Here is a 21640-nt window from a genome sequence, read left to right as displayed (position 1 = left end):
CAGTGTGCCGTGAGCAGTGTGCCGTCAGCCGTCAGCCGTCAGCCGTCAGCCGTGGGCAGTGTGCCGTCAGCCGGCCGCCCGCTCCTCCAGCGGTCGTCGCCGCAGGGCCGGTTCGGTGAGGGCGCGGGGGCGCCAGACGCCGTCCGGCGGGTAGACGTTCGTCCCGGGCGGCACGATCGCGTCGATCCGGTCGAGGACCTCGTCCGTCAGGACCACCGGCGCCCCCTTCAGCAGCCCCTCCAGCTGCTCCATCGTGCGCGGCCCGATGATCACGGAGGTCACCGCCGGATGTGCGGTCACGAAGGCGATCGCCAGCTCGGGGAGGCTGCACCCGATCTCGTCGGCCAGCGCGACGAGCTCCTCGACGGCGTCGAGCTTGGCCGCGGTGACGGGGAGCGAGGGGTCGAAGCGGTGCGGATGGAGCGCGGCCCGGCCGCTGCTCAGGTCGATCGGCGCGCCCTTGCGGTACCGGCCGGTGAGGAAGCCGGAGGCGAGCGGGCTCCAGGTCAGCACCCCCATCCCGTACCGCTGGGCCACGGGCAGCACGGACGCCTCCACGCCCCGCGCGAGCAGCGAGTACGGCGGCTGCTCGGAGCGGAAGCGGCGCAGCCCGCGGCGGTCGGCGACGGCGTGCGCCTCGACGATCTCCTCGGCGGGGAAGGTGGAGCAGCCGAAGGTCCGGATCTTGCCCTGCGTGACGAGGTCGCCGAGGACGTCGAGGGTCTCCTCGATGTCGGTGCGGGGGTCGGGCCGGTGGACCTGGTAGAGGTCGATCCAGTCGGTGCCGAGCCGCCGCAGGCTGTTCTCGACGGCGAGGGTGATCCAACGCCGGGAGAGTCCGCCCTTGTTGGGGCCTTCGCCGCCCATCGGGAAGTACACCTTCGTCGCGAGGACGGTCGACTCCCGGCGCCGCGGATCGCGCAGCGCCTTGCCGACGATCTCCTCGGACTCGCCGCCCGAGTACATGTCGGCGGTGTCCACGAAGTTGACGCCCCGGTCGAGGGCGGCATGGATGATCCGTACGGAGTCCGCGTGATCCGGATTGCCGACGGCACCGAACATCATGGTGCCGAGGCAGTAGGTGCTGACGTCGATCCCGGTCCCGCCGAGTGTTCGATAGCGCATGTGCGCACTGTAGGAATGAGAGTGCGCTCGAAGGCAAGAGGAAATCGCCCCGCCCGCGCCCGAGTTCAGCCCAGGAAGGCCGTGACCAGGGCGTGCAGCACCTCGGGCCGCTCCAGGTGCGTGTCGTGCCCGGTGCCGGGCACGCCGGCGCCGCGGAGTCCGGGCCGGAGCCGGGCCATCTCGGCGTACTCCTCGGCGCCGATGATCCCGCCGTGCCCGCCCTGGCCGAGGACGGCGAGGACGGGGCAGGTGATCGCCGCCCACTCGTCCCAGAAGGCGCGGCGGGCGAGCTCGTCGAGCGACCGGACCATGACGTCGGCGTCGAAGCGGGGCCACAGCCCGTCGCCGCGCTCCTCCAGCCCGCTCGCCCAGCCCTCCCCGACGGCCCGCTTGCCGCCGCCGAGGTACGCGACGGCCGCCTCCCGACTGGGGAAGGGCACCGGCCGGTCGGCGAACCACGCGGCGATGCCCGCCTGGAGGCCCGGGTCCGAGCCGCCGGGCCCGGCCTCGACGAGGACGAGGGCGCGGGGCAGTCCGGGATGGGCGGCGGCGGTGAGCAGGGCGGTGTGACCGCCGAGCGACTGCCCGATCAACGCGGGCCGCCGGAGCCCGAGTTCCGTCACGACGGCGACGACGTCGGCGACGTACGCGGCGCGTGAGACGTCCCCGGGCCGGCGCTCGCTGCCGCCGTGCCCGCGCTGGTCGAGGGCGAGGACGCGGTGTCCGGCGTCCCGCAGGGCGCGGGCGGTCGCGTCTCACTCCCCGGCGTGCCCGGCGAGCCCGTGGAGGAGGAGGACGTCGTCCCCGGAGCCGCCCCAGTCACGGCAGGACAGCCGTACGCCGTCGGGAGCGAGGACGACCCGCTCGACGGGACCGGCACCCGGCGCGCCGGGCTCGGCCTGCTGGAAGGAGCACAGGGAATCCGTCACCCGACGATCCTCCCTCACGGCTGGAGGAGCTGATCGGCGACGGCGGTGCGGGCGTAGAGGACCGAGCGCCCGCTGCGGTGGGCGGTGACCAGGCCGGCGTTCCGCAGGGCGATGAGGTGCTGGGAGACGCCCGCGGCGGACAGGCCGCAGTGCGTGGCGAGCTGGGTGGTGGAGGCCGGGGTGTCGAGCTCGGTGAGGAGCAGGGTGCGGGAGCGGCCGAGGACGGCGGCGACGGCGTCGGTGGCGGCGGTCGCGCGGGGTTCCCACAGGGTGCCGATGCCCCGTGCGGGGTAGGCGAGTTGGGGCGGGTCGGGGTGGACGGAGCGGGTGAGGACCTTGGGCCAGGCGAAGGCGGAGGGGATGAGCAGCAGCCCGGAGCCGGCCTGGTCGCGGGTGAGCGCACAGTGGCGGCGTACGAGCCGCAGGGTGCCGTCGTCCCACCGCACGGTCTCGTGGAGCTCGCTCAGGACCCGGGCCGAACCGTGCTCGGCGACCTGGCGGGCCCGGTGGAAGACGTCGGCCTCCAGGAGCTTCTGGATGCGGGCCCAGTAGGGCGCGAGGGCGAGCTCCCAGTAGGTGTCGATCTCGTCGGCGACCTTGCGGAGCGCGGCTTCGGGAGCCTCGTGGAGCAGCCGTCGCCGGGGCCCGTCGCCGCCTTCCACGGCGAGGCGCCCGAGGTCGTCGCGTACCTGCTCGGGAGGGGTGCGGCGGATGGCGTCGAGCTCGGCGCCGAGGGTGGGGAAGGGGCCGGTGGGGGTGGGGTTGAGGAAGTCGGCGAGGTAGCCGTGGGCGGGGACGAGGGCGGCGAGCCAGCCCCGGTCGAGCCCGGCCCGCACCAGCCTGGGGCGTACCTGGGCGGCCCAGCGCCGGTGGGGGGAGGCGCCGGTGGTGTCGGGCTGCCGGGCGAGGAGGCGGAAGCTGGTGACGACCTCCCACATGGGGGAGACCGCGAAGCGGGTCTGGGCGAGATCGGCGGCGGAGAAACGGAGCCCGGATTCCATGGAGTCACCGTCCTGGTAGGCGACACGTCGCCGTCGCAGTCGAATGGATTCGTCCTGAGCTTAATCATTGGAGCCCCGAACCGACCCAAGGCAAAACTCCCCCATGCCCACCTCCCCCTCCCCCTCCCCCTCCCCCTCCCCCTCCCTCTTCCGAGGCCTCCCGCCGATCGTCTGGACGATCTTCGCCGGAACGATCGTCAACCGTCTCGGCTACCTGGTCACCCCGTTCCTGGTCTTCTTCCTCGCCTCGCGCGGAGTGACCGGCACCGACACCACGTACGTCCTGGGCGCCCTCGGCGCGGGCAACCTCATCGGCCCCGTCGTCGGCGGCATCCTGGCGGACCGCGTAGGCCGCCGTACGACGATGCTGATCGGCCTTACCGGCGCGGCGGCGGCGCAGGGCGCGCTGTTCCTGGCGCCCGGGGTGTGGACGATGGCGGTGGCGTCGCTGCTGGTCAGCACGGCGGGCAGCACGGTGTCACCGGCGGCGTACGCACTGCTGGCCGACGCGGTCGACAGTGAACGCCGGCAGCGCGCGTACGCCCTCTTCGGCTGGGGCGTGAACATCGGCACCGCGGTGGCGGGCGTCCTCGGCGGCTACCTGGCGGCGCACGGCTACTGGCTGCTGTTCGCGGTGGACGCGGGTTCGATGCTGCTGTACGCGGGGGTGGTGGCGACGCGCCTCGAGGAACCGGCCCGCGCGAAGACCCCGGAGAAGGACGGCATCGGCTACGGAGTCGTCCTCCGCGACCGCCTCGCCCTGCTGCTGCTCCCGCTGTTCGGCATCCAGCTGTTCGTGTACTCGCTGACCGAGGTCGCCCTGCCGCTCGCGATCCGCGACAGCGGGCTCTCCCCGGCGGTGTACGGGGCGATGGCAGCGGTCAACGCGGTCCTGGTGGTCGCCCTCCAGCCCTTCCTGACCGCCCGGCTGGCCCGGCTGCCGCAGCTCGCGGTGCAGAGCGCGGGCAGCGTGCTGATCGCGGTGGGCGTGGCGCTCACGGGCCTGGCGGACGGGATCGTCGGCTACACCGTGTCGGTGGTGGTCTGGTCGCTCGGCGAGGTCGTGGTCGCCGGCATCGCCGCGGGCGTCGTCGCCAACCTCGCCCCGGCCCACGCCCGGGGCCGCTACCAGGGGGCGTTCAGCTGGACCTGGGGCGTGGCGCGCTTCGGGGCGCTCACGGTGGGAGTGGCCGCGTACACGACGCTGGGTCCGGCCGTGCTGTGGTGGACGGCCCTGCTGGCGGGCTCGGCGGCCGCGGCGGCGACGCTGGCGCTGACGAAGAGGGTCGACCGCCGCCACCCGCACGACCTGGCGGCCTGACACCGGCGCGTGCGGCGGAACCCCCTCCCGTCCTCTCCCTACTCGCCCTCGGCCAAGGTGTGGGCGACGAGAGCGTTGGCATGCCCGTGCCCAAGACCGTGCTCGGCCTTGAGCCAGGAGACGAGCTCCATGTGCTTGGTGAGCGGCGAGGACCGGATGAGCTCCTGCCACTCGGAGACGGGCCGCCCGTACTTCTTCTCGATGGAGGGGAAGTAGCTGGCGGGACCCTTGGGGGCGCTGGTGGACATGGAGCTCTCCTCACGGCAGGAACGAAGACGTCACCACTACGACCCCCCACCCGACCGAAACTCATCGCCTGCCGGAGCATCGATCCCGAGCACGTCAATCCCGCCTAATGTGCTCGGGATCGATGTGCCGCCGGACCATGGGTACGGAGGCGAGGCCTGCGGCGATCAGCACGCCGAGGGCACAGGCGAAGAGCAGCGGCAGCCCCTCCCAGTCCCAGTGGACCGCGCCGCCCCCGGTGATCAGATAGCTGGACTCGGCGAGCCACCCGGTGACGATGGCCGCCCCCAGCCCCACGACGAGCGGCAACCCGACCTGCACGACCTGCACGACCCGCAGGGTCCCGGCCCGGGCCCCCAACAGAGCGAGCGCGGTCACCTGCCCCCGCCGCTCCATGGCCCGATCGGCCACGGACACGACGAACGCGGCCACCCCGATGACCAGCCCCAGCACCATCCCGACAGCAAGCAGACTCCGAATCACGGTGAGCTGCGCAAGCGCATCGATCACGATCCCGACGGGCTCGACGGAAGCGGTGGGAGCAACGGCCCCGACACCGTCGAGCACGGCCCGGACGGTGGCTGGGTCGGCGTCGCTGACGAGAGTCAGAGTGCCGGCCGAGTCAGCCAGGTTCGCGGGAGCGAGGGAGGGCGGGACGAGCAGGGCGCTGGTGTGAAAGACGGACGGCTGGTACGTCGTCATGTCAATCCGCTCATGGGGAACGGTGAGGAAGCTCTTTCGCCCGTCGCGGGTCTCGAAGGGGAACCGGTCACCAGGCTGGGGGTCCTCCGGATAAGCAGAATTGGCTTCGTATAGCTGCATGATCCTGCCGTCCACACAGCCCTTCGTTGACTGAGTAGTCGCGGCGAGCTGTGCGCAGTTCGCGACCAGTAGATCGACGTGCCGCCACACGTCGTCACCTGGCGAATCCCATGAGCTGTACGCGATCACATGCGTCTGCGTGTCAGGGATCTTTGTGAGTTGATGCCTTTGCTCGGCAGTTAAGTCGCTGAGGCTGATCTGGTACTCCTGAACGGGTGCCGTCCTTCGACTGACCTGGTCCAGCTCGACGAGAACTCCCTGCGTGAGCGAGGCTCCAAATACCAGTAGTACGAGACCGGTGACCACGCGCAACGATGATCCGGGGTCGACCTCAGTGCGCCGCATCGCCAAGGCCACGGGCAGAGATTTCGCCATCCTGGCCAGCCGTCGCGCAATCCATGCTGTGATCGGCGCCAAGCCGAATACGAGTCCGGCCCCGGTCAACAGAACGGCGCCGGGTACCAGCACGGAACTGGCAGAACCCCCGGACGGGTCACGCCCCAGCACACTCAGCACGCAGTACCCGCCGATGATCCCGAGTCCTGGTACCAGTAGCAACGTCCCGTACATCCTCGGAGGCTTGATTTCCCCGGTCCGCCGGACACTGATCGGCGACAGGGCGGCTCGCCGCGCACTGAACTGCCCGACCACCCACGCGAGGGCAGGACACCCGAGGAGACACAGGGCAACAGTGGACCACGAGGGCCGCCCGTCTGGTGGATACCAGCGCAGCCCGGGTAGCCCGACACGCGCCATGATCTCGTTGACCCCGAGATACCCGACGAGCCCGAGTACGGCCCCGGCGAATGCGGCGACCACGCTTTCCCCCGCGTTGACCCGCAGGGTGTCCTTCATGCTGAGGCCGACGAGCCGCAGGGCGGCCAATCGGCGGGCCCGGGACTCGCCGGAGAGGCGGGCACAGACGGAGAGGAAGGTGACTAGTGGGAGCAGCACGATGCAGCCGAGGGTGAACCGCAGGATGTCGAGAGTCGACGGGTCGACGATCTGCCGCCAGGACGTGCCGATGCCGAAGCCACCAAGCGCCTCTGCTCCGCTCAGCTCGGCCGGAGTTGTGCCGATGTAGGCGTACAGATCATTGGCGTCACCCAGTCCCTCTGGTGCGATTGTTCCGGTGACGCGCCCGGGTACGAGCCCAGCTGCTTTTGGGTTGGCTGCCAGGATCTCTAGCAGTTTCGGCGAAACGATCGCTTCACCGGCCTCGGGAAGTTTGTCGATACCCGGTGGGACCTTTGTCGACCCTGGGCTCGTGCGTGCGACAAAGACTCGATGGAACGGCTGAGACCCGTACGGATCCCGGAACTCGCGATAGATGACATTGCTATTGCCCGGTCGGGGTTCCCGGGCGTGAGTGCGGGCATCGTGAGCGGTGAGGATCGACGGAATGGTGAGCACTGCAGCAAGGCAGGCCACTCCGAGCGCGGATCCGAGCGCCATCAGGAGGAAGCGAACCCGCCCTCTGCGCCCACTGCCCCAAAGCAGGCGGAGCCCGAGGAGGAACGCGTTCACACTGCCACCCGCTGGGTCAGCAGACCGTCCGACATTGTGTACTGCGTGTCTGCTTTTGCTGCGACGTCCGGGTCGTGCGTGACGATAACCACGGCTGTCTTCTGCCGCCGCGCGAGTTGGAGGAACTCCTCCAAAACGGCAGTGGCGTTAACGCTGTCGAGGGCACCGGTTGGCTCATCCGCGAACACCACGTCCGGGCGGTGTACCAGCGCCCGTGCCACTGCCACGCGCTGACTCTGGCCACCCGACAGCTTCGACGTCCTACGCCGGAGCAGGTCACCCATGCCGAGCCTGCCCAGGATCTGCGCGGCCATCGCATGAGCGTGTGGCTTGCTGATTCCGGCAAGCCGGAGGGGAAGCGCAGCATTCTCCTCCACGGTCAGCTCAGGAAGCAGCTCTCCGTACTGGAAGACGAACCCCAGGCGAGTACGACGCAGGGCGCTCAGTTCGCCGTCGGGCAAAGAGGAGAGGTGGACCCCGTCGAAGGTCACTGTGCCGCAGGAGGGCGGAAGGACGCCAGCAAGGCAGTAGAGAAGGGACGACTTCCCCGACCCGCTGCTCCCCATGATGGCAGCCACTTCGCCGCGCTTGAGCGTGAAGTCAGCGCCATTTACCGCCTGATGCGTGCCGTAAGAAAGATCCACGCCCTCGGCGCGGAGGATGACATCCATGGTGGTGGGCTCCCTACAGGTTGGGAGCCGCACACATGCGGCTCCCAGGGTCGTCGACTATCGGCGGGTGAACAGCCGCTCCGGGGAGCAGTTGTCCGGCCGCAGGGAGCCGCGGTCGCGGCACACCTGCAGTCGCACATCCCTCGTCTTCAGAACCGCGCCGTCGAAGAAGACCTCGTTGACCTTGATGTTCTTCCGTTGGACACCCTTGATTCGGCCCCAGGGATAGCCTGCAACCTTGCTGCGGAGGTAGACGTTATGGCCGTCTTCGGGGCTGGAGTCCTTCAGCTCGCCCTTTACGTGCAGCCCGCTCGGTACCTTGCTCGCGGACTCCCACTGGTAGGTGCCAACGAACTCGACGCCGGGGTCCGTCATTCGGAGTGTGTGTTCCGAGTCCGCCACCGCCACCCCCATTCCTCCGAAGAACAGCCCCGCGGCCACCACCGCAGTCGCCAACTTCCTCATCGATAACCCCTGTCTGGTCGAACCGGTAGGTCATCACAGAAAGTATCGGCATCACTACACACTGGTGGTCGCAGGAACGTCCCTCTCTCGCAGCACCGCTCTAACCGGTGAACAAAACCCTCGCTGGGCGACGGCGAAGTTGCCTTCGGCCTGCCCGGAGTCGTGGGTTGGGCTTCGTGGCTCTGTCCGCCTGCGACGAGCGTCCACGAGGGGTCTGGCGCCGCTCCTCGGGATCGACTCCGTGAACTCCCGCCAGGGTGTGCAGACTTCGCGCCTGCGTCGGCGTCGGCGTCGGCGCAGTCGGACGAGAGCCGGGAGCGGCTCGGTTGCCGCGCCGGCGGGCTTGGGCCGTTCCGGGTTTCGCGGTCAGAGCCGGTGGCCGCCAGCCGCTCCCGCGTCCCGGTGCGTGCGGTGCATGCGGATGCCGCGTGGGTCGGGTTCCGTGAGGGTGATCCGCGGTGCGCCTGCGTGAACGGGGGCGCTCTCGTCCGGGTGGCGGGCCTGCGCCTTCCCTGGTCTCTTCCTCCGCCGCGCGCCGCGCCCCTTCGTCGGCCCCTTCGCGCCGCCGCACCACCGCCGAGGCGTGCGGATCGATCGTCACGGCCTGCTCGCCCGGCCCGGTCCGCCGACGAGACCTGCCCCAGCGCCCGCCCACCCGGTCGTGTGCCGGATCCGCGTCCTGGCGATGGACGAGAAGGTCGTGGCCCAGCGGGCGCGGATGCGGTGCCACGCGCCCCTGGAGGACATGCACCGCACTGAGGCCGGCATGTGCGAGGCGGGCTTCATCGACGAGGAGGCCGCCCGGGAGCTCGTCGACATGTGGAACCAGGCGAAGGAGATCACTCGCGCCGGTATGCCCCTGGGGGAGGTCCACGTCCCGGAGGGCTGGGGGACTGGGGGACTGGAGGGGCGGAGCATCGCCAAGTGCGGCAGCCCCTTCGGCCCGACCGCTGATCAGCTGTACGCCAAGTACGGCTCCTGGCGGCAGGTCGTCGACGCCTCGACGCGGACGAGTACGGCGTCGACCGGGAGCTGGGCCTGGAGTGCCGGCCCTGCCCCGCGCAGTGCCGGGGGAACGGAGAAGGGCCCCACCCGGAGAGGTGGGGCCCTTCTCGTCGTTCAGGAGGCGTCGGGCCCGGACTCGTCCCAGGTCCCGCCCCCGGCCGCGTCGCCGGACGGGGTGACCCACTCGACCAGCTGGACGACGACGCCGTTCGGGTCGGTCAGCTGGAAGAGGCGCTCGCCCCACGGCTCCTCGCGCAGCGGCATCGTGATCGGCGCGCCGGCCTCCCGCAGTCGGGCCTCGTGCGCGCTGAGGTCGCTGACGGTGAGCGCCAGGATCAGGCCGCCCGCCCGCTGGTCGCGCTGCTCGGCGGGGAGGACCTCGGTGCCCTGGCGGAGCAGCACGATGTCGACGGCGGCGTCGTCCCGGGTCAGGGAGGCGAAGCCGTCGGCGGCCATGGCGACCTGGTAGCCGAGGTGGGTGGTGAGGAACTCCTGCGACGCGGTGACGTCGGCGACGGTGAGGGAGAGGGTGGAGGTGGTGACGTTCAGGGTGACTCCTCGAAGAGAACTTTACGACGGACGTAACTTTACGCACGACCTTCAAGGTGTGTCAAGCGTATTTTTGCTACGAGGGTAAGATTCTTTCCATGGGTATCGAGAGCATGGGACTCCGTGAGTCCAAGAAGCAGGAGACCAGGCAGCTGATCTCCGACCACGCCACCCGCCTGTTCCTGGCGCAGGGCTTCGAGCAGACGACGATCGCCGAGATCGCGACCGAGGCCCGGGTGGCCAAGAAGACGGTCACCAACTACTTCCCGCGCAAGGAGGACCTGGCCCTCGACCATCACGAGCAGTTCACCGCGAGCCTGGCCGCCGCGGTCGTCGGCCGCGCGGACGACGAGTCGCCGCTGGCCGCGCTGCGCCGGGACTTCACCGCCGCCCTCGACGCCCGCAACCCCGTCGCGGGCTTCGCCGGCCCCGAGTTCGCCCGCATGGTCGCCGACAGTCCCACCCTCACCGCCCGCCTGCGTGATCTGCACGACCAGCGTGAGGAAGCCCTGGCCGTCGCCCTCGCGGAGGCCGAACCCGCCGCCGCCGATTCCGTCGCGCCCCGCGCCGCCGCCGCGCTCCTCGGGGCCGCGCACCGTCTGCTGTTCCGGCGGATCCAGGAGCTCACCCTGGCCGGCGAGTCCAACGATGTGATCGCCGCCACCCTGGCCCCGGAGGCGACCCACGTCTTCGATCTCCTGGAAGGGGCACTCGGCGGCCTCCCGTCGGCGGCCGGGTGAAACGCCAGAGGGCCGGACCGCTGATGCGGTCCGGCCCTCTGGGCTGGCGGAGGATACGAGATTCGAACTCGTGAGGGGTTGCCCCCAACACGCTTTCCAAGCGTGCGCCCTAGGCCTCTAGGCGAATCCTCCGCTCGGAACATTACATGACCGAGGAGGGTGCTCGCGAACTCGATTCGATCACTCGCTCCGAGCCGGGGTCGGTGAGGAGTCGGGGAGGAGTCGGGAGGGGGGTGGGTGGGCCGAGGGGCTGCCGGGATCGGGTAGGCTGGGCGGAGCCCCTCACGCGGCGCTATCTGACTGAACTCCCCCAGGGCCGGAAGGCAGCAAGGGTAGGTTGGCTCTGGCGGGTGCGTGGGGGGCGCTTGCGTTCCCCGGAGCGGAGTGGTCCCCGGGCGGATCTGTCCCCGGGTGGATCGGTCCCCGGGCGCCCCGGGCGGATCCGTCCCCAGCAGGCGCGGTGGTCCCCGGTGGGGTGGTCCCCCGTGGAGTGGACTCCGCCGGGTGTCAGGAGCCGTCGGGTGTGGGGAGCGGTGGCGCCGGGATCGGTCGGTGGTTTTTCCCGGGTTGTCGGTGGGCGCCTATAACCTCGTATACGTGTCGTCTCTCGCGCTGTACCGCCGCTATCGCCCCGAGTCCTTCGCCGAGGTCATCGGGCAGGAGCATGTCACCGACCCGTTGCAGCAGGCCCTGCGGAACAACCGGGTCAATCACGCGTACCTGTTCAGCGGGCCCCGCGGCTGTGGCAAGACGACCAGTGCGCGCATCCTCGCGCGGTGTCTGAACTGCGAGCAGGGGCCCACGCCCACGCCCTGCGGCGAGTGCCAGTCCTGCCGCGACCTCGCGCGGAACGGGCCGGGGTCGATCGACGTCATCGAGATCGACGCCGCGTCCCACGGTGGTGTGGACGACGCCCGTGACCTGCGCGAGAAGGCCTTCTTCGGGCCCGCCTCCAGCCGGTACAAGATCTACATCATCGACGAGGCGCACATGGTCACCTCGGCGGGCTTCAACGCCCTGCTGAAGGTGGTCGAGGAGCCGCCGGAGCACCTCAAGTTCATCTTCGCCACGACCGAGCCCGAGAAGGTCATCGGGACCATCCGGTCGCGGACCCACCACTACCCCTTCCGCCTCGTGCCGCCCGGCACCCTGCGGGAGTACCTGGGCGAGGTCTGCGGGCGCGAGGGCGCCCGGGTCGAGGACGGCGTGCTGCCGCTCGTCGTGCGCGCCGGCGCCGGGTCCGTGCGTGACTCGATGTCCGTGATGGACCAGCTGCTCGCCGGTGCCGCCGACGACGGTGTGACCTACGCCATGGCGACCTCGCTCCTCGGTTACACGGACGGGTCCCTGCTCGACTCCGTCGTGGACGCCTTCGCGGCCGGCGACGGCGCCGCCGCGTTCGAGGTCGTCGACCGGGTCATCGAAGGCGGCAACGACCCTCGCCGGTTCGTCGCCGACCTGCTGGAGCGGCTGCGGGACCTCGTGATCCTCGCCGCCGTGCCGGACGCCGCCGAGAAGGGGCTCATCGACGCGCCGGTCGACGTCATCGAGCGCATGCAGGCGCAGGCGTCCGTCTTCGGTGCCGCCGAGCTCAGCCGGGCCGCCGACCTGGTCAACACCGGTCTGACCGAGATGCGCGGCGCCACCTCCCCCCGGCTCCAGCTGGAGCTGATCTGCGCGCGCGTGCTGCTGCCCGCCGCCTTCGACGACGAGCGGTCGTTCCAGGCGCGCCTCGACCGGCTGGAGCGCGGCGTCGCCGTCGGAGCCGGGCCCGCGCCCGTGTTCACGCCCGCGTCGGCCGCGCCCGCCATGGCGTACGTGCCCGGGCCCGAGGCCCACACCCCGCTCGCCCCGCCCCCGCTCCCGCCGGCCGCGGCCCCCGCCCAGCAGCCCCAGCATCAGCCCGCGCCCGCTGCCGCCCCCGCCGCCCCGGTGCAGGACCAGCCCCCCGCCTCCCGGCCCGGCGCCTGGCCCGGGGCCGCGGCTCCCGGCAGCGGCGCGCCCGGTTCCTGGCCCGGAGCGGCGGCCCCCGCTCCGGTGGCGGCCGCCCCCGCTCCCGTACAGGCGCAGCCCGCGCCGCAGGCCCCGGCTCCCGCCGCCACCGGCGGCGGGGACACGGCGCAGGTGCGCAACCTCTGGCCGCAGATCCTCGACGCCGTCAAGAACCGGCGCCGCTTCACCTGGATCCTGCTCAGTCAGAACGCGCAGGTGGCGGGCTTCGACGGCACCACCCTCCAGCTCGGCTTCCTTAACGCCGGCGCCCGCGACAACTTCGCGAGCAGCGGCAGCGAGGAGGTCCTGAAGCAGGCCCTCGCCGAGCAGTTCAACGTGCAGTGGCGCGTCGAGGCGATCATCGACCCCTCGGGCGGCGCCTCCCCGCCGCCCGCCGCGGCCAACTTCGGCGGCGGCCGCCCGCAGGCCGCCCCCTCCTTCCAGCAGGCCCCGCCGCCCCCGCCCGTCCAGGCGCAGTCCGCCCCGGCAGGCGGCTTCCCGCAGTCCGCCCCCGCGGGCGGCTTCCCGCAGGCCGCCGCCCCCGCGCCGGCGCCTGCCCCCGCGTACACGCCGCCCGCGCCGCAGCCCGTGGCGCCCGAGGACGACGTGCCGGAGGAGGACGACCCCGACCTCGTCGACTCCGCGCTCTCCGGGCACGACCTGATCGTGCGCGAGCTCGGAGCCACCGTTGTGGAGGAATACACGAACGACTAGGGCCGTCTCGCTCGGTGGCCCGCACAAGGGGCATCCCGGCCAGCGGGCTACCCTGGCTGGCGTGAAGGTCCTCGTCATCGGCGGCGGCGCCCGCGAACACGCCCTGTGCCGCTCTCTCTCCCTCGATCCCGACGTCACCGCTCTGCACTGCGCGCCCGGCAACGCCGGAATCGCGGAGGTCGCCGAGCTGCACCCCGTCGACCAGCTGGACGGCGAAGCCGTCACGCGCCTCGCCACCGAGCTCGGCGCCGAACTGGTCGTCGTCGGCCCGGAGGCCCCGCTGGTCGCCGGTGTCGCCGACGCCGTCCGCGCGGCCGGCATCCCGGTCTTCGGCCCGTCGCGGGAAGCGGCGCAGCTGGAGGGCTCCAAGGCGTTCGCCAAGGACGTCATGGCCGGTGCCGGTGTGCCCACCGCCCGCAGCTACGTCTGCACCACCCCCGAGGAGATCGACGAGGCGCTCGACGCCTTCGGCGCTCCGTACGTCGTCAAGGACGACGGCCTCGCCGCCGGCAAGGGCGTCGTGGTCACCGAGGACCTCGACAAGGCCCGTGCGCACGCCCTCGCGTGCGAGCGCGTCGTCATCGAGGAGTTCCTGGACGGCCCCGAGGTCTCCCTCTTCGCGATCACCGACGGCGTCACCGTCCTCCCGCTCCGGCCCGCGCAGGACTTCAAGCGCGCGCTCGACGGCGACGAGGGCCCGAACACCGGCGGCATGGGCGCCTACTCGCCGCTGCCCTGGGCCGACCCCAAGCTCGTCGACGAGGTCATGGACAGCGTCCTCCAGCCCACGGTCGACGAACTGCGCCGCCGCGGCACGCCGTTCTCCGGCCTGCTGTACGCCGGTCTGGCGATCACAAGCCGCGGTGTCCGGGTCATCGAGTTCAACGCGCGCTTCGGCGACCCCGAGACCCAGGTGGTCCTCGCCCGCCTGAAGACCCCGCTCGCGGGCGTCCTGCTGAACTCCGCCAACGGCACCCTGGACGACCAGGCGCCGCTGAGCTGGAGCGACGAGGCCGCCGTCACCGTGGTCGTCGCCTCCCACAACTACCCGGACACCCCGCGCACCGGCGACCCGATCGAGGGCCTCGACGAGGTCGCGGAGCAGGACGCCCCGCACGCGTACGTCCTCCACGCGGGGACGAAGCGGGACGGCGACGCGATCGTGAGCGCGGGCGGCCGCGTCCTCTCGGTCACCGCCACCGGAACGGACCTGGCGCAGGCCCGCGAGCGTGCCTACGCGGCGGTCGGCCGTATCCGGCTCGACGGCTCGCAGCACCGTACGGACATCGCGCGGAAGGCCGCCGAGGCCTGACCCGGCACGGCGTTTCCGCCGTTCTCTCGTGCGGCCGTGCGGTGAACCGTACGGCCGCACGAGCGCCATCACCTTTGCCCAAAGCCATTCCATCGAGTGACGGCTCGGCCATCCGGATGACGGCCGCCAACGCCCCAACTAGGGTGCGGCGGAGGCGTTCCGGCACTTGGCCCACCGGCATTGCGATGTCAGTGACGGGTGCCACAGTGGGGGAGTGAGCAACACCGCCACAGGCAGTCCCGACATGGGCAGGAGGGGGTGATGTACGGCGTGTCCGGTACCGGCGCCGTTGTCGGCGAGGAGTGGGGTGCGCGCGCCGCGCGCTCCCGGGCACTCGCCGTCCTCCGTGTCCGAGGCAGGGCCCTCGGCCTCGCCGTGCTCCCCGCCGCGGTGGCCGTCGTCCTGTACGCGGGCGGGGCCACCGGCCACTTCACCGGGTCCGGCTGGGACACCGCCCGCTGGGTCGTGACCGTCCTCGCGGTCGTCGTCCTCCTCGCCGCCACGGCCGTCGCCCTCGTCGTCGCCCGCGCCCGGCCCGCCGCCACGCCCACCGTGGAGCTCTCCGAGACCGCGGCCCCCGACCTCTACCGGCTCGTGCGCGACCTGGCCGACCGGCTCGACGTCCCCGCGCCCTCCGCGGTAGCCCTGACCCCGGACTGCGACAGCTGGCTGGAGGACCGCACCCACCGGGCCCACCGCGCGCTCCGCACCGCGCCCGACGACGACGGCGCCCCCGTCCTCGTCATAGGCTCCCCGTTCCTCTGGTGGATGCGGGTCGCCGAACTCCGCGCGGTCCTCGCCCCGGTCGTCGCCGGTACGGGCCCGGCCGCCCACCCCGACATAGCCGCGGCCCGCCGCTTCATCCGCGGTCTCGACGCCGCCGTCGCCGTACCCGAGACCCCCGGCCTCGACCCCTTCCGCAGGGCCGGCGCCCAGGGCGTCGGGCAGGTCGCCCGCGTCCTGCTGCGCGCCTGCCGCGGGCACGCGGCCGAGATGGAGCGCGGTGTCGCCGCCGCCGGCTCGGAGCGCGCGCAGTCCGTGGACTACGGCGTACGGATCGTCGCCCAGGAGCAGGTCGGTCTGGCCTACGCGGGCTGGGACCGGCTCCTGACCCGGGTCGCGCTGCCCGCCTGGCGCATGGGCCGCTGGCCCGCCAAGCTCGACGCGGGCGTGGTCTCCGCGCTGACCGAGCTCTCCCGCCGCGACCGGCTCGCGGACGCCTTCTCCTCCCGGCTCGGCGAGCGCCCGGCCTGCGACCTGCTGGAGGAGCCGGGCGCGGTCGACGAGGCGGCCTCGCTGCTCGCCGCCCGCCTCTTCCACGGCGGCCCGGCCGAGGCCGGTCCCGACTGGTCCCCGGTGGAGTGGAGCCAGTACCCGGAGGAGGTCGTCGACCGGAAGTGGCGTACGGACGCTGCCCGGCTCCACGAAGTCCTCGACCGGCTGGGCGTCGCCGACGCGGCCGCCGGGTCCCCGTCCGCCTCCGGCGGCCCGACGCTGACCCGGGTGATGGCCCACCTGTCCACCACTCCGCCGGCCCCCGGCACCGCCACCCCCGACCCGAAGGCCCCGCGGGACCTGGACACGCCCGGGGAAGCCGCGGCCGAGAAGCCCTCCGACGCAGCTGCCGAGACCGCGCCCGAGGAGACCTCCGGAGCAGCTGCCGAGACCGCGCCCGAGAAGACCGCTGGCGCAGCCGCCGACGCCGGCCTCGAAGACAGCCTCGACGCGAGTCCCGACGCCGGCCTCGAAGACAGCCTCGACGCGAGTCCCGACGCCGGCCTCGAAGACAGCCTCGACGCGGGCGTCGACGCGGGCCCCGACGCGGGGCCCGAAGCGGACCCCGACGACGAGGGCGACGCTCTCGACGACGAGGACGCCGGCCTCGACGACGAGCCGCACGCCAACCCCGCCGCCGACGCCCTCGCCGCCGCGCTCAGCGCGTTCGTCGCGCGTGAGGAGGCGGCCCGGGAGGCCCGCGCGGCCGCCGAGGCGGCGAAGACGGCGGCGCGGACCGCAGCCCAGGCCTCCGGACCCGCCCCGGCCCCGCACGTGGGCGTCAGCGGTCCCGACGGGCCCCTGCCGCTCTTCCCGCTCCAGCCGCCCCGCACCGGCCGTGACCTGCTCGCCGACCACGTGACCGCGATGGTCTGCTGCGCGGCCGTCGACACCGCGGAGGCCGCCCCCGGCCTCGACTGGCTCGACGGGCCCGCCCTGCTCGTCGGCGGCGAGCGCACGGTCGACCTCGGCCCCCGGGTCCTCGCGCTCGTCGAGGACGGCGACCCGGAGCCCCTGCGGGCCTGGCTCGCCCGCACCGGAGTCCGCCCGGAGAAGCCCGTGCGCCTGGTCTGAGCACCCCTGGGACCCGCCCCCGAAGCCCGCGTCCCGGAGCCTCGGCTTCCACTCTCGTCAATTCACGACGAACGGTGACGGAGTGCGTGCGTTATGTGATGTGCTGGAGACCGTCACTGACAAAGGCAAGAACCAGAGGCACTGACCGAGCCGACCGGGGGAGTCGAGGGAGGGGCGCAGCATGGGGGCCGAGCAGATCAGGCGGTGGGAGTCCGGCGCGCTGGCGCACGCCGTGAGCGATCCCTTCGGACAGGGCCCGCTGCCCTGGCTCCGCGGTTCGGAGAACTACTTCGACGACACGGGTCAGATGGTCCCCTGGTACGCGGACGAGATCCTGGCCCGCGGCGGCGGGGGCGGCCCGCGCACGGCCGACGACGTCCGGCGCCAGATCAAGGGCTTCGCCTCGACCGGGGCCGTCGCGCCCGGCGAGTCGATCGACTTCCACATCACCGTGGACCCGCCGCAGCAGTTCCTGGTCGACGTCTACCGGATCGGCCACTACGGCGGTGACGGCGCCGCGAAGATCACCACGAGCCCGCGGCTCTCGGGGATCGTCCAGCCCGCCCCGCTCACCGCCGACCGCACGGTCTCCTGCCACCACTGGTGGCAGTCCTGGCGGCTCCAGGTCCCCTCGTACTGGTCGATCGGCGCGTACGTCGCGGTCCTCACCACGGCCGACGGCTACCGCTCGCACATCCCGTTCACGGTCCGCGACAGCCACCCGGCGGACCTCCTCCTCGTCCTGCCGGACGTGACCTGGCAGGCGTACAACCTCTACCCGGAGGACGGCCGCACCGGCGCCAGCCTCTACCACGCGTGGGACGAGGAGGGCCGGCTGCTCGGCGAGGAGGACGCGGCCGTCACCGTCTCCTTCGACCGCCCCTACGCGGGCGCGGGTCTGCCCCTGCACGTCGGCCACGCCTACGACTTCATCCGCTGGGCCGAGCGGTACGGCTACGACCTGGCGTACGCGGAGACCCGCGACCTGCACGCGGGCCGGGTCGACCCCAGCCGCTACCGGGGCCTGGTCTTCCCGGGGCACGACGAGTACTGGTCGGCCCCGATGCGCAGGACCGCCGAACTCGCCCGCGACCAGGGCACGTCCCTCGTCTTCCTCTCCGCCAACACCATGTACTGGCAGGTGGAGCTGGGCCCGTCCCCGTCGGGGGTGCCGGACCGCCTCCTCACCTGCCGCAAGCGCCGCGGCCCCGGCCGGCCCGCCCTCTGGCGCGAGGTCGACAAGCCCGAACAGCGGCTCCTCGGCATCCAGTACGCGGGCCGGGTGCCCGAACCGCACCCGATGGTCGTACGGAACGCCGAGCACTGGCTCTGGGAGGCCACCGGGGCGGGCGACGGCGACGAGCTCCCCGGCATGGTCGCGGGCGAGGCCGACCGCTACTTCCCGCGCACCGCGCTCCCCGAGCACCAGGGCCGCATCCTGCTGGCCCACTCGCCCTACCGGGACGGCGACGGAGCGGTGCGCCACCAGGAGACCTCGCTCTACCGGGCGCCGTCCGGCGCGTGGGTCTTCGCCTCCGGCACCTTCGCCTGGTCCCCGGCGCTCGACCGGCCGGGCCATGTCGACGCGCGGGTCCAGCGCGCCACCGCGAACCTCCTCGACCGGATCTGCAAGAGGGAGTAGGCGCCCGCCCACCGGGAGGAGGGCTCGCCGCGGGGCCCGGACGTCGTCCCCGGCTCTCCGTGCGAGAGAATCGGAGACGCTCCTGGATCAACCTACGCGGAGGAACCGTGTCCGGATTCGTAGAAAAGCCCGAACCTGTCCAGGTCCCGGGCCTCACCCATCTCCACACGGGCAAGGTCCGCGACCTGTACCGGAACGAGGCGGGCGACCTCGTCATGGTGGCGAGCGACCGCATGTCCGCGTACGACTGGGTCCTGCCCACCGAGATCCCCGACAAGGGCCGGGTCCTCACCCAGCTCTCGCTGTGGTGGTTCGACCGGCTCTCCGACCTGGTCCCGCACCACGTCCTCTCCACCGAGCTGCCGGCCGGCGCCCCCGCCGACTGGGCGGGCCGCACCCTCCTCTGCAAGTCGCTGAACATGGTCCCGGTCGAGTGCGTCGCCCGCGGCTACCTCACGGGCTCCGGCCTCGTCGAGTACAACGAGTCCCGCACGGTCTGCGGCCTCGAACTCCCCGAGGGGCTCAGCGACGGCTCCGAGCTGCCCGCGCCGATCTTCACCCCGGCGACCAAGGCCGCGGTCGGCGACCACGACGAGAACGTCTCCTTCGAGGAGGTCGCCCGCCAGGTCGGCGACGACACGGCCGAGCTGCTGCGCAGCACGACCCTCGCCGTGTACTCCCGGGCCCGGGACATCGCCCGCGAGCGCGGGATCATCCTGGCCGACACCAAGTTCGAGTTCGGCTTCGAGAGCACCCCGGACGGCGACCGCCTCGTCATCGCGGACGAGGTCCTCACCCCGGACTCCTCGCGCTTCTGGCCGGCCGACCAGTGGCAGCCGGGCCGCGCCCAGCCTTCGTACGACAAGCAGTTCGTGCGGAACTGGCTGACGTCCCCGGCCTCGGGCTGGGACCGCAAGAGCGAGACGCCCCCGCCGCCGCTCCCGCAGGAGATCGTCGAGGCGACGCGCGCCAAGTACCTGGAGGCGTACGAGCTGCTGACCGGCGAGGCCTGGTCCGACCGCTTCTAGGGGCACGAGAAAGCCCCCCGGTCGGATCGACCGGGGGGCTTCTTCATGGAGCGGACGACGAGATTCGAACTCGCGACCCTCACCTTGGCAAGGTGATGCTCTACCAACTGAGCCACGTCCGCATGCGCCGTAGCGCGGGGCTAACTATACCCAACCTTTCGCCTGCGCGAGACGCACGGCCGTGTGACGGTTCTCGGCACCGAGTTTCGCGGCGGCCGAGGAGAGGTAGTTCCGGACGGTTCCGGGGGAGAGCGAGGCGCGCCGGGCGATCTCCGTGACGGGTGCTCCGTCGGCGGAGAGTTCGAGGACCTCGGCCTCCCGGGCGGTCAGCGGGGAGTCCCCGGCGGCGATGGCGTCGGAGGCCAACTCCGGGTCCACGTAACGGTTTCCGGCGTGCACGGTACGGATGATCTCGGCGAGCCGTTGGGCGCTGACGGTCTTCGGGACGAAGCCGCGGACGCCGGCGGAGAGGGCCCGCTTCAGGTGGCCGGGGCGGCCGTGACCGGTCACGATCATGGTGCGGCAGCCGGGCAGTTCGTCCCGCAGGACCGTGGCGACCGTCACACCGTCGGCGCCGGGCATCTGCAGATCGAGGACGGCGACGTCGGGCCGGTGGGCGCGGGCCATGGCGAGCGCCTCGGGGCCCGTCGCCGCCTCCGCGACGACGACGAGGTCGTCCTCCAGGCCGAGCAGCGCGGCGAGCGCGCCGCGGATCAGATGCTCGTCGTCGGCGAGCAGCACGCGCACGGGGGCGGGAGCGGGGACGGTCATCGGGCCACTCTCGCACCGGACTTCCCGGGTGTACGGGGCAGGGGCACCCGGGCCGCGACCCGGAACGTGCCGTCGCCGCCCGGACCCGCCTCCAGGGTCCCGCCGACGGCCGCGAGCCGCTCCCGGAGCCCGGCGAGCCCCGAACCGCCGCCGGCACCGAGCGCGGTCCCGAGCCCGGCACCGAGCGCGGTCCCGAGCCCGGACCCGAGCGAGGACTCGAGCCCGGACCCGAGCGAGGACCCGAGCCCGGACCCGAGCCCCGTGGAGGACGAGGACCCGGGCCCCGTACCGCCTCGCGCACCGCCCTCGGTGCCCGGCTGTCCCGCGCCGTCGTTCTCCACGGTCAGCAGCACCTCGTCCTCCTCCTCGCGGACGGAGATCGCGCAGCGCCGCGCGTCCCCGTGCCGCAGCACGTTCGTGGTGGTCTCCCGGACCACCCAGCCGAGCGCCGACTGCACCTCGTCGGGCAGCTCGGTCCCGGTCGGGCCGAAGGGGGAGGCGATGGCGCAGTCGATCCCGGCGGCGCCGAGGACGCCCCGGGCGCCTTCCAGCTCGACCCGCAGGTCCGCCTCGCGGTAGCCGCGTACGACGTCCCGGACCTCCCGCTGGGACTCCTGGGCGATGCGCTGGACCTCGATCATCTGGTCGACGGCCTCGGGGCGTTCGCGCCGGGCGAGCTGGACGGCGAGCTCGCTCTTGAGGGCGATGACGGACAGGTTCCGGCCCATGACGTCGTGCAGGTCGCGGCCGAAGCGGAGCCGCTCCTCGGCGACGGCGAGCCGGGCCTTGAGGTCGCGGGAGCGCTCCAGCTCCCAGACGATCTTCATGAGCCAGCCGGAGAAGCCGCAGGCGGCGGCGAGGCCGTAGCCGCCCAGGAGGATCCCGATCGCGGAGCCGAGGCCCTCGGCCGGGTGGAGGCCCATCACCGCGATCGCGCCGCCGGTCGCGAGCGCGACGGCCGGGACGACGTACAGCATGCGCCGGGGGCGGCGCACGCAGAGCACGAGGCCGCCCAGGGAGAAGACGACGATCCCGGTGACGACGGCGGTGCCGACCGCGGGATCCGCGAGCACCCCCGTCGCCCGCAGCGCGATCACGGTCAGCGCACCGCCGGCCGTCAGGGCGACGAGCGCGGTCGCGAGCCGGACCGGCCGGTCGCGCCGGTCCAGGGCCCAGTCCAGGGCGCGCGAGGAGAGCACGGCGGTCAGCGCGGCGTGCGCGCAGACGAACAGTGCGAGCGCGAGGCCCAGAGGGAGGCCGAGGGGGCGGGCCGTCAGGCCGTCACCGGCTTCCGCGAGTGGCACCAGGGCGATCGAACCGATCTCGATCACCGTGAAGAAGTGGAAGCTCCACCGGGTGTACAGCTCGACCTTGGCCGCGCTGCCGCGCCGGGTCCACCACCCCGTCAGCCTGGACACGCTCCCTGCCCCC

18 protein-coding genes, 2 tRNA genes and 1 other RNA gene are annotated in these 21640 nt (G+C 72.5%); 8 read left to right on the top strand and 13 right to left on the bottom strand.

Annotated elements, in window-relative coordinates:
* Positions 1–66 precede the first annotated feature (66 nt).
* From ACF08F_RS00405 to ACF08F_RS00390, 4 genes are all read right to left on the bottom strand, one after another.
* Positions 67–1125: an aldo/keto reductase gene (locus ACF08F_RS00405; RefSeq protein ID WP_392296289.1), complete on the bottom strand. Its 1059-nt coding sequence runs from the start codon at positions 1123–1125 to the stop codon at positions 67–69.
* Positions 1126–1190: 65 nt separating this feature from the next.
* On the bottom strand, positions 1191–1862 hold the full coding sequence (locus tag ACF08F_RS00400) for an alpha/beta fold hydrolase (RefSeq protein ID WP_392296788.1): 672 nt from the start codon (positions 1860–1862) through the stop codon (positions 1191–1193).
* An 18-nt stretch (positions 1863–1880) separates the two neighbouring features.
* The gene (locus tag ACF08F_RS00395; protein ID WP_392296288.1) at positions 1881–2054 is read right to left on the bottom strand and encodes a hypothetical protein; all 174 of its coding nucleotides are present in this window, start codon (positions 2052–2054) and stop codon (positions 1881–1883) included.
* A 14-nt stretch (positions 2055–2068) separates the two neighbouring features.
* Positions 2069–3055, bottom strand: a complete 987-nt coding sequence (locus ACF08F_RS00390) for a DUF5937 family protein (protein ID WP_392296287.1) — start codon at positions 3053–3055, stop codon at positions 2069–2071.
* Between the two features lie 103 nt (positions 3056–3158).
* On the opposite strand from ACF08F_RS00390, the gene ACF08F_RS00385 reads away from it, so the two are divergent.
* Positions 3159–4376, top strand: a complete 1218-nt coding sequence (locus ACF08F_RS00385) for an MFS transporter (protein WP_392296286.1) — start codon at positions 3159–3161, stop codon at positions 4374–4376.
* Positions 4377–4414: 38 nt separating this feature from the next.
* On the opposite strand, the gene ACF08F_RS00380 is transcribed toward ACF08F_RS00385, so the two are convergent.
* The 5 genes from ACF08F_RS00380 to ACF08F_RS00360 form a co-directional block, all read right to left on the bottom strand.
* Positions 4415–4624, bottom strand: a complete 210-nt coding sequence (locus tag ACF08F_RS00380) for a DUF4287 domain-containing protein (RefSeq protein ID WP_392296285.1) — start codon at positions 4622–4624, stop codon at positions 4415–4417.
* A gap of 94 nt (positions 4625–4718) precedes the next feature.
* A complete protein-coding gene (locus tag ACF08F_RS00375) occupies positions 4719–6971 on the bottom strand; it encodes an FtsX-like permease family protein (RefSeq protein WP_392296284.1) in 2253 nt (750 codons plus the stop codon).
* Positions 6968–7642: an ABC transporter ATP-binding protein gene (locus ACF08F_RS00370; protein WP_392296283.1), complete on the bottom strand. Its 675-nt coding sequence runs from the start codon at positions 7640–7642 to the stop codon at positions 6968–6970. The genes ACF08F_RS00375 and ACF08F_RS00370 overlap by 4 nt, the downstream gene beginning before the upstream one ends.
* A gap of 57 nt (positions 7643–7699) precedes the next feature.
* Positions 7700–8107 carry a hypothetical protein gene (locus tag ACF08F_RS00365; protein ID WP_392296282.1) on the bottom strand — a complete coding sequence of 136 codons (408 nt, stop codon included), beginning with the start codon at positions 8105–8107 and terminating at the stop codon, positions 7700–7702.
* A 1119-nt stretch (positions 8108–9226) separates the two neighbouring features.
* Positions 9227–9661 carry a VOC family protein gene (locus tag ACF08F_RS00360; protein WP_392296787.1) on the bottom strand — a complete coding sequence of 145 codons (435 nt, stop codon included), beginning with the start codon at positions 9659–9661 and terminating at the stop codon, positions 9227–9229.
* A gap of 98 nt (positions 9662–9759) precedes the next feature.
* Here ACF08F_RS00360 and ACF08F_RS00355 point away from each other — a divergent pair, with 98 nt between their 5' ends.
* On the top strand, positions 9760–10401 hold the full coding sequence (locus ACF08F_RS00355; RefSeq protein WP_392296281.1) for a TetR/AcrR family transcriptional regulator: 642 nt from the start codon (positions 9760–9762) through the stop codon (positions 10399–10401).
* A 44-nt stretch (positions 10402–10445) separates the two neighbouring features.
* Here ACF08F_RS00355 and ACF08F_RS00350 read toward each other — a convergent pair.
* A tRNA-Ser gene (locus ACF08F_RS00350) sits at positions 10446–10533 on the bottom strand.
* Between the two features lie 141 nt (positions 10534–10674).
* Between ACF08F_RS00350 and ffs the strand changes: the two genes are divergently transcribed.
* The 6 genes from ffs (at position 10675) to ACF08F_RS00320 (ending at position 19438) form a co-directional block, all read left to right on the top strand.
* Positions 10675–10773: signal recognition particle sRNA small type (ffs, locus tag ACF08F_RS00345), an RNA gene on the top strand.
* Positions 10774–10998: 225 nt separating this feature from the next.
* Positions 10999–13107, top strand: a complete 2109-nt coding sequence (locus ACF08F_RS00340; protein ID WP_392296280.1) for a DNA polymerase III subunit gamma and tau — start codon at positions 10999–11001, stop codon at positions 13105–13107.
* A gap of 61 nt (positions 13108–13168) precedes the next feature.
* A complete protein-coding gene (gene purD, locus ACF08F_RS00335) occupies positions 13169–14419 on the top strand; it encodes a phosphoribosylamine--glycine ligase (protein WP_392296279.1) in 1251 nt (416 codons plus the stop codon).
* A 261-nt stretch (positions 14420–14680) separates the two neighbouring features.
* Complete coding sequence (locus tag ACF08F_RS00330) at positions 14681–16768, top strand: hypothetical protein (protein WP_392296278.1); 2088 nt, start codon at positions 14681–14683, stop codon at positions 16766–16768.
* A gap of 181 nt (positions 16769–16949) precedes the next feature.
* On the top strand, positions 16950–18410 hold the full coding sequence (locus ACF08F_RS00325) for a N,N-dimethylformamidase beta subunit family domain-containing protein (RefSeq protein WP_392296277.1): 1461 nt from the start codon (positions 16950–16952) through the stop codon (positions 18408–18410).
* Positions 18411–18517: 107 nt separating this feature from the next.
* A complete protein-coding gene (locus ACF08F_RS00320) occupies positions 18518–19438 on the top strand; it encodes a phosphoribosylaminoimidazolesuccinocarboxamide synthase (protein WP_392296276.1) in 921 nt (306 codons plus the stop codon).
* A gap of 46 nt (positions 19439–19484) precedes the next feature.
* Here the strand turns inward: ACF08F_RS00320 and ACF08F_RS00315 are convergent.
* From ACF08F_RS00315 to ACF08F_RS00305, 3 genes are all read right to left on the bottom strand, one after another.
* Positions 19485–19560, bottom strand: a tRNA-Gly gene (locus tag ACF08F_RS00315).
* Between the two features lie 22 nt (positions 19561–19582).
* Positions 19583–20209, bottom strand: a complete 627-nt coding sequence (locus tag ACF08F_RS00310; RefSeq protein ID WP_392296275.1) for a response regulator — start codon at positions 20207–20209, stop codon at positions 19583–19585.
* Positions 20206–21627 carry a sensor histidine kinase gene (locus tag ACF08F_RS00305; RefSeq protein WP_392296274.1) on the bottom strand — a complete coding sequence of 474 codons (1422 nt, stop codon included), beginning with the start codon at positions 21625–21627 and terminating at the stop codon, positions 20206–20208. The genes ACF08F_RS00310 and ACF08F_RS00305 overlap by 4 nt, the downstream gene beginning before the upstream one ends.
* Between the last annotated feature and the right edge of the window lie 13 nt (positions 21628–21640).

Origin of the sequence: Streptomyces sp. NPDC015130 (genome assembly GCF_043080005.1) — a bacterium.
Classification (GTDB): domain Bacteria; phylum Actinomycetota; class Actinomycetes; order Streptomycetales; family Streptomycetaceae; genus Streptomyces.
This window is presented reverse-complemented; position numbering and strand designations above follow the sequence as displayed.

Bases quoted from the DNA above. Each gene is read 5' to 3' on its own strand.
- ACF08F_RS00405 (WP_392296289.1), bottom strand. From the start codon at position 1,125: ATGCGCTATCGAACACTCGGCGGGACCGGGATCGACGTCAGCACCTAC.
- ACF08F_RS00390 (WP_392296287.1), bottom strand. From the start codon at position 3,055: ATGGAATCCGGGCTCCGTTTCTCCGCCGCCGATCTCGCCCAGACCCGC.
- ACF08F_RS00385 (WP_392296286.1), top strand. From the start codon at position 3,159: ATGCCCACCTCCCCCTCCCCCTCCCCCTCCCCCTCCCCCTCCCTCTTC.
- ACF08F_RS00380 (WP_392296285.1), bottom strand. From the start codon at position 4,624: ATGTCCACCAGCGCCCCCAAGGGTCCCGCCAGCTACTTCCCCTCCATC.
- ACF08F_RS00370 (WP_392296283.1), bottom strand. From the start codon at position 7,642: ATGGATGTCATCCTCCGCGCCGAGGGCGTGGATCTTTCTTACGGCACG.
- ACF08F_RS00365 (WP_392296282.1), bottom strand. From the start codon at position 8,107: ATGAGGAAGTTGGCGACTGCGGTGGTGGCCGCGGGGCTGTTCTTCGGA.
- ACF08F_RS00355 (WP_392296281.1), top strand. From the start codon at position 9,760: ATGGGTATCGAGAGCATGGGACTCCGTGAGTCCAAGAAGCAGGAGACC.
- ACF08F_RS00330 (WP_392296278.1), top strand. From the start codon at position 14,681: ATGTACGGCGTGTCCGGTACCGGCGCCGTTGTCGGCGAGGAGTGGGGT.
- ACF08F_RS00325 (WP_392296277.1), top strand. From the start codon at position 16,950: ATGGGGGCCGAGCAGATCAGGCGGTGGGAGTCCGGCGCGCTGGCGCAC.
- ACF08F_RS00310 (WP_392296275.1), bottom strand. From the start codon at position 20,209: ATGACCGTCCCCGCTCCCGCCCCCGTGCGCGTGCTGCTCGCCGACGAC.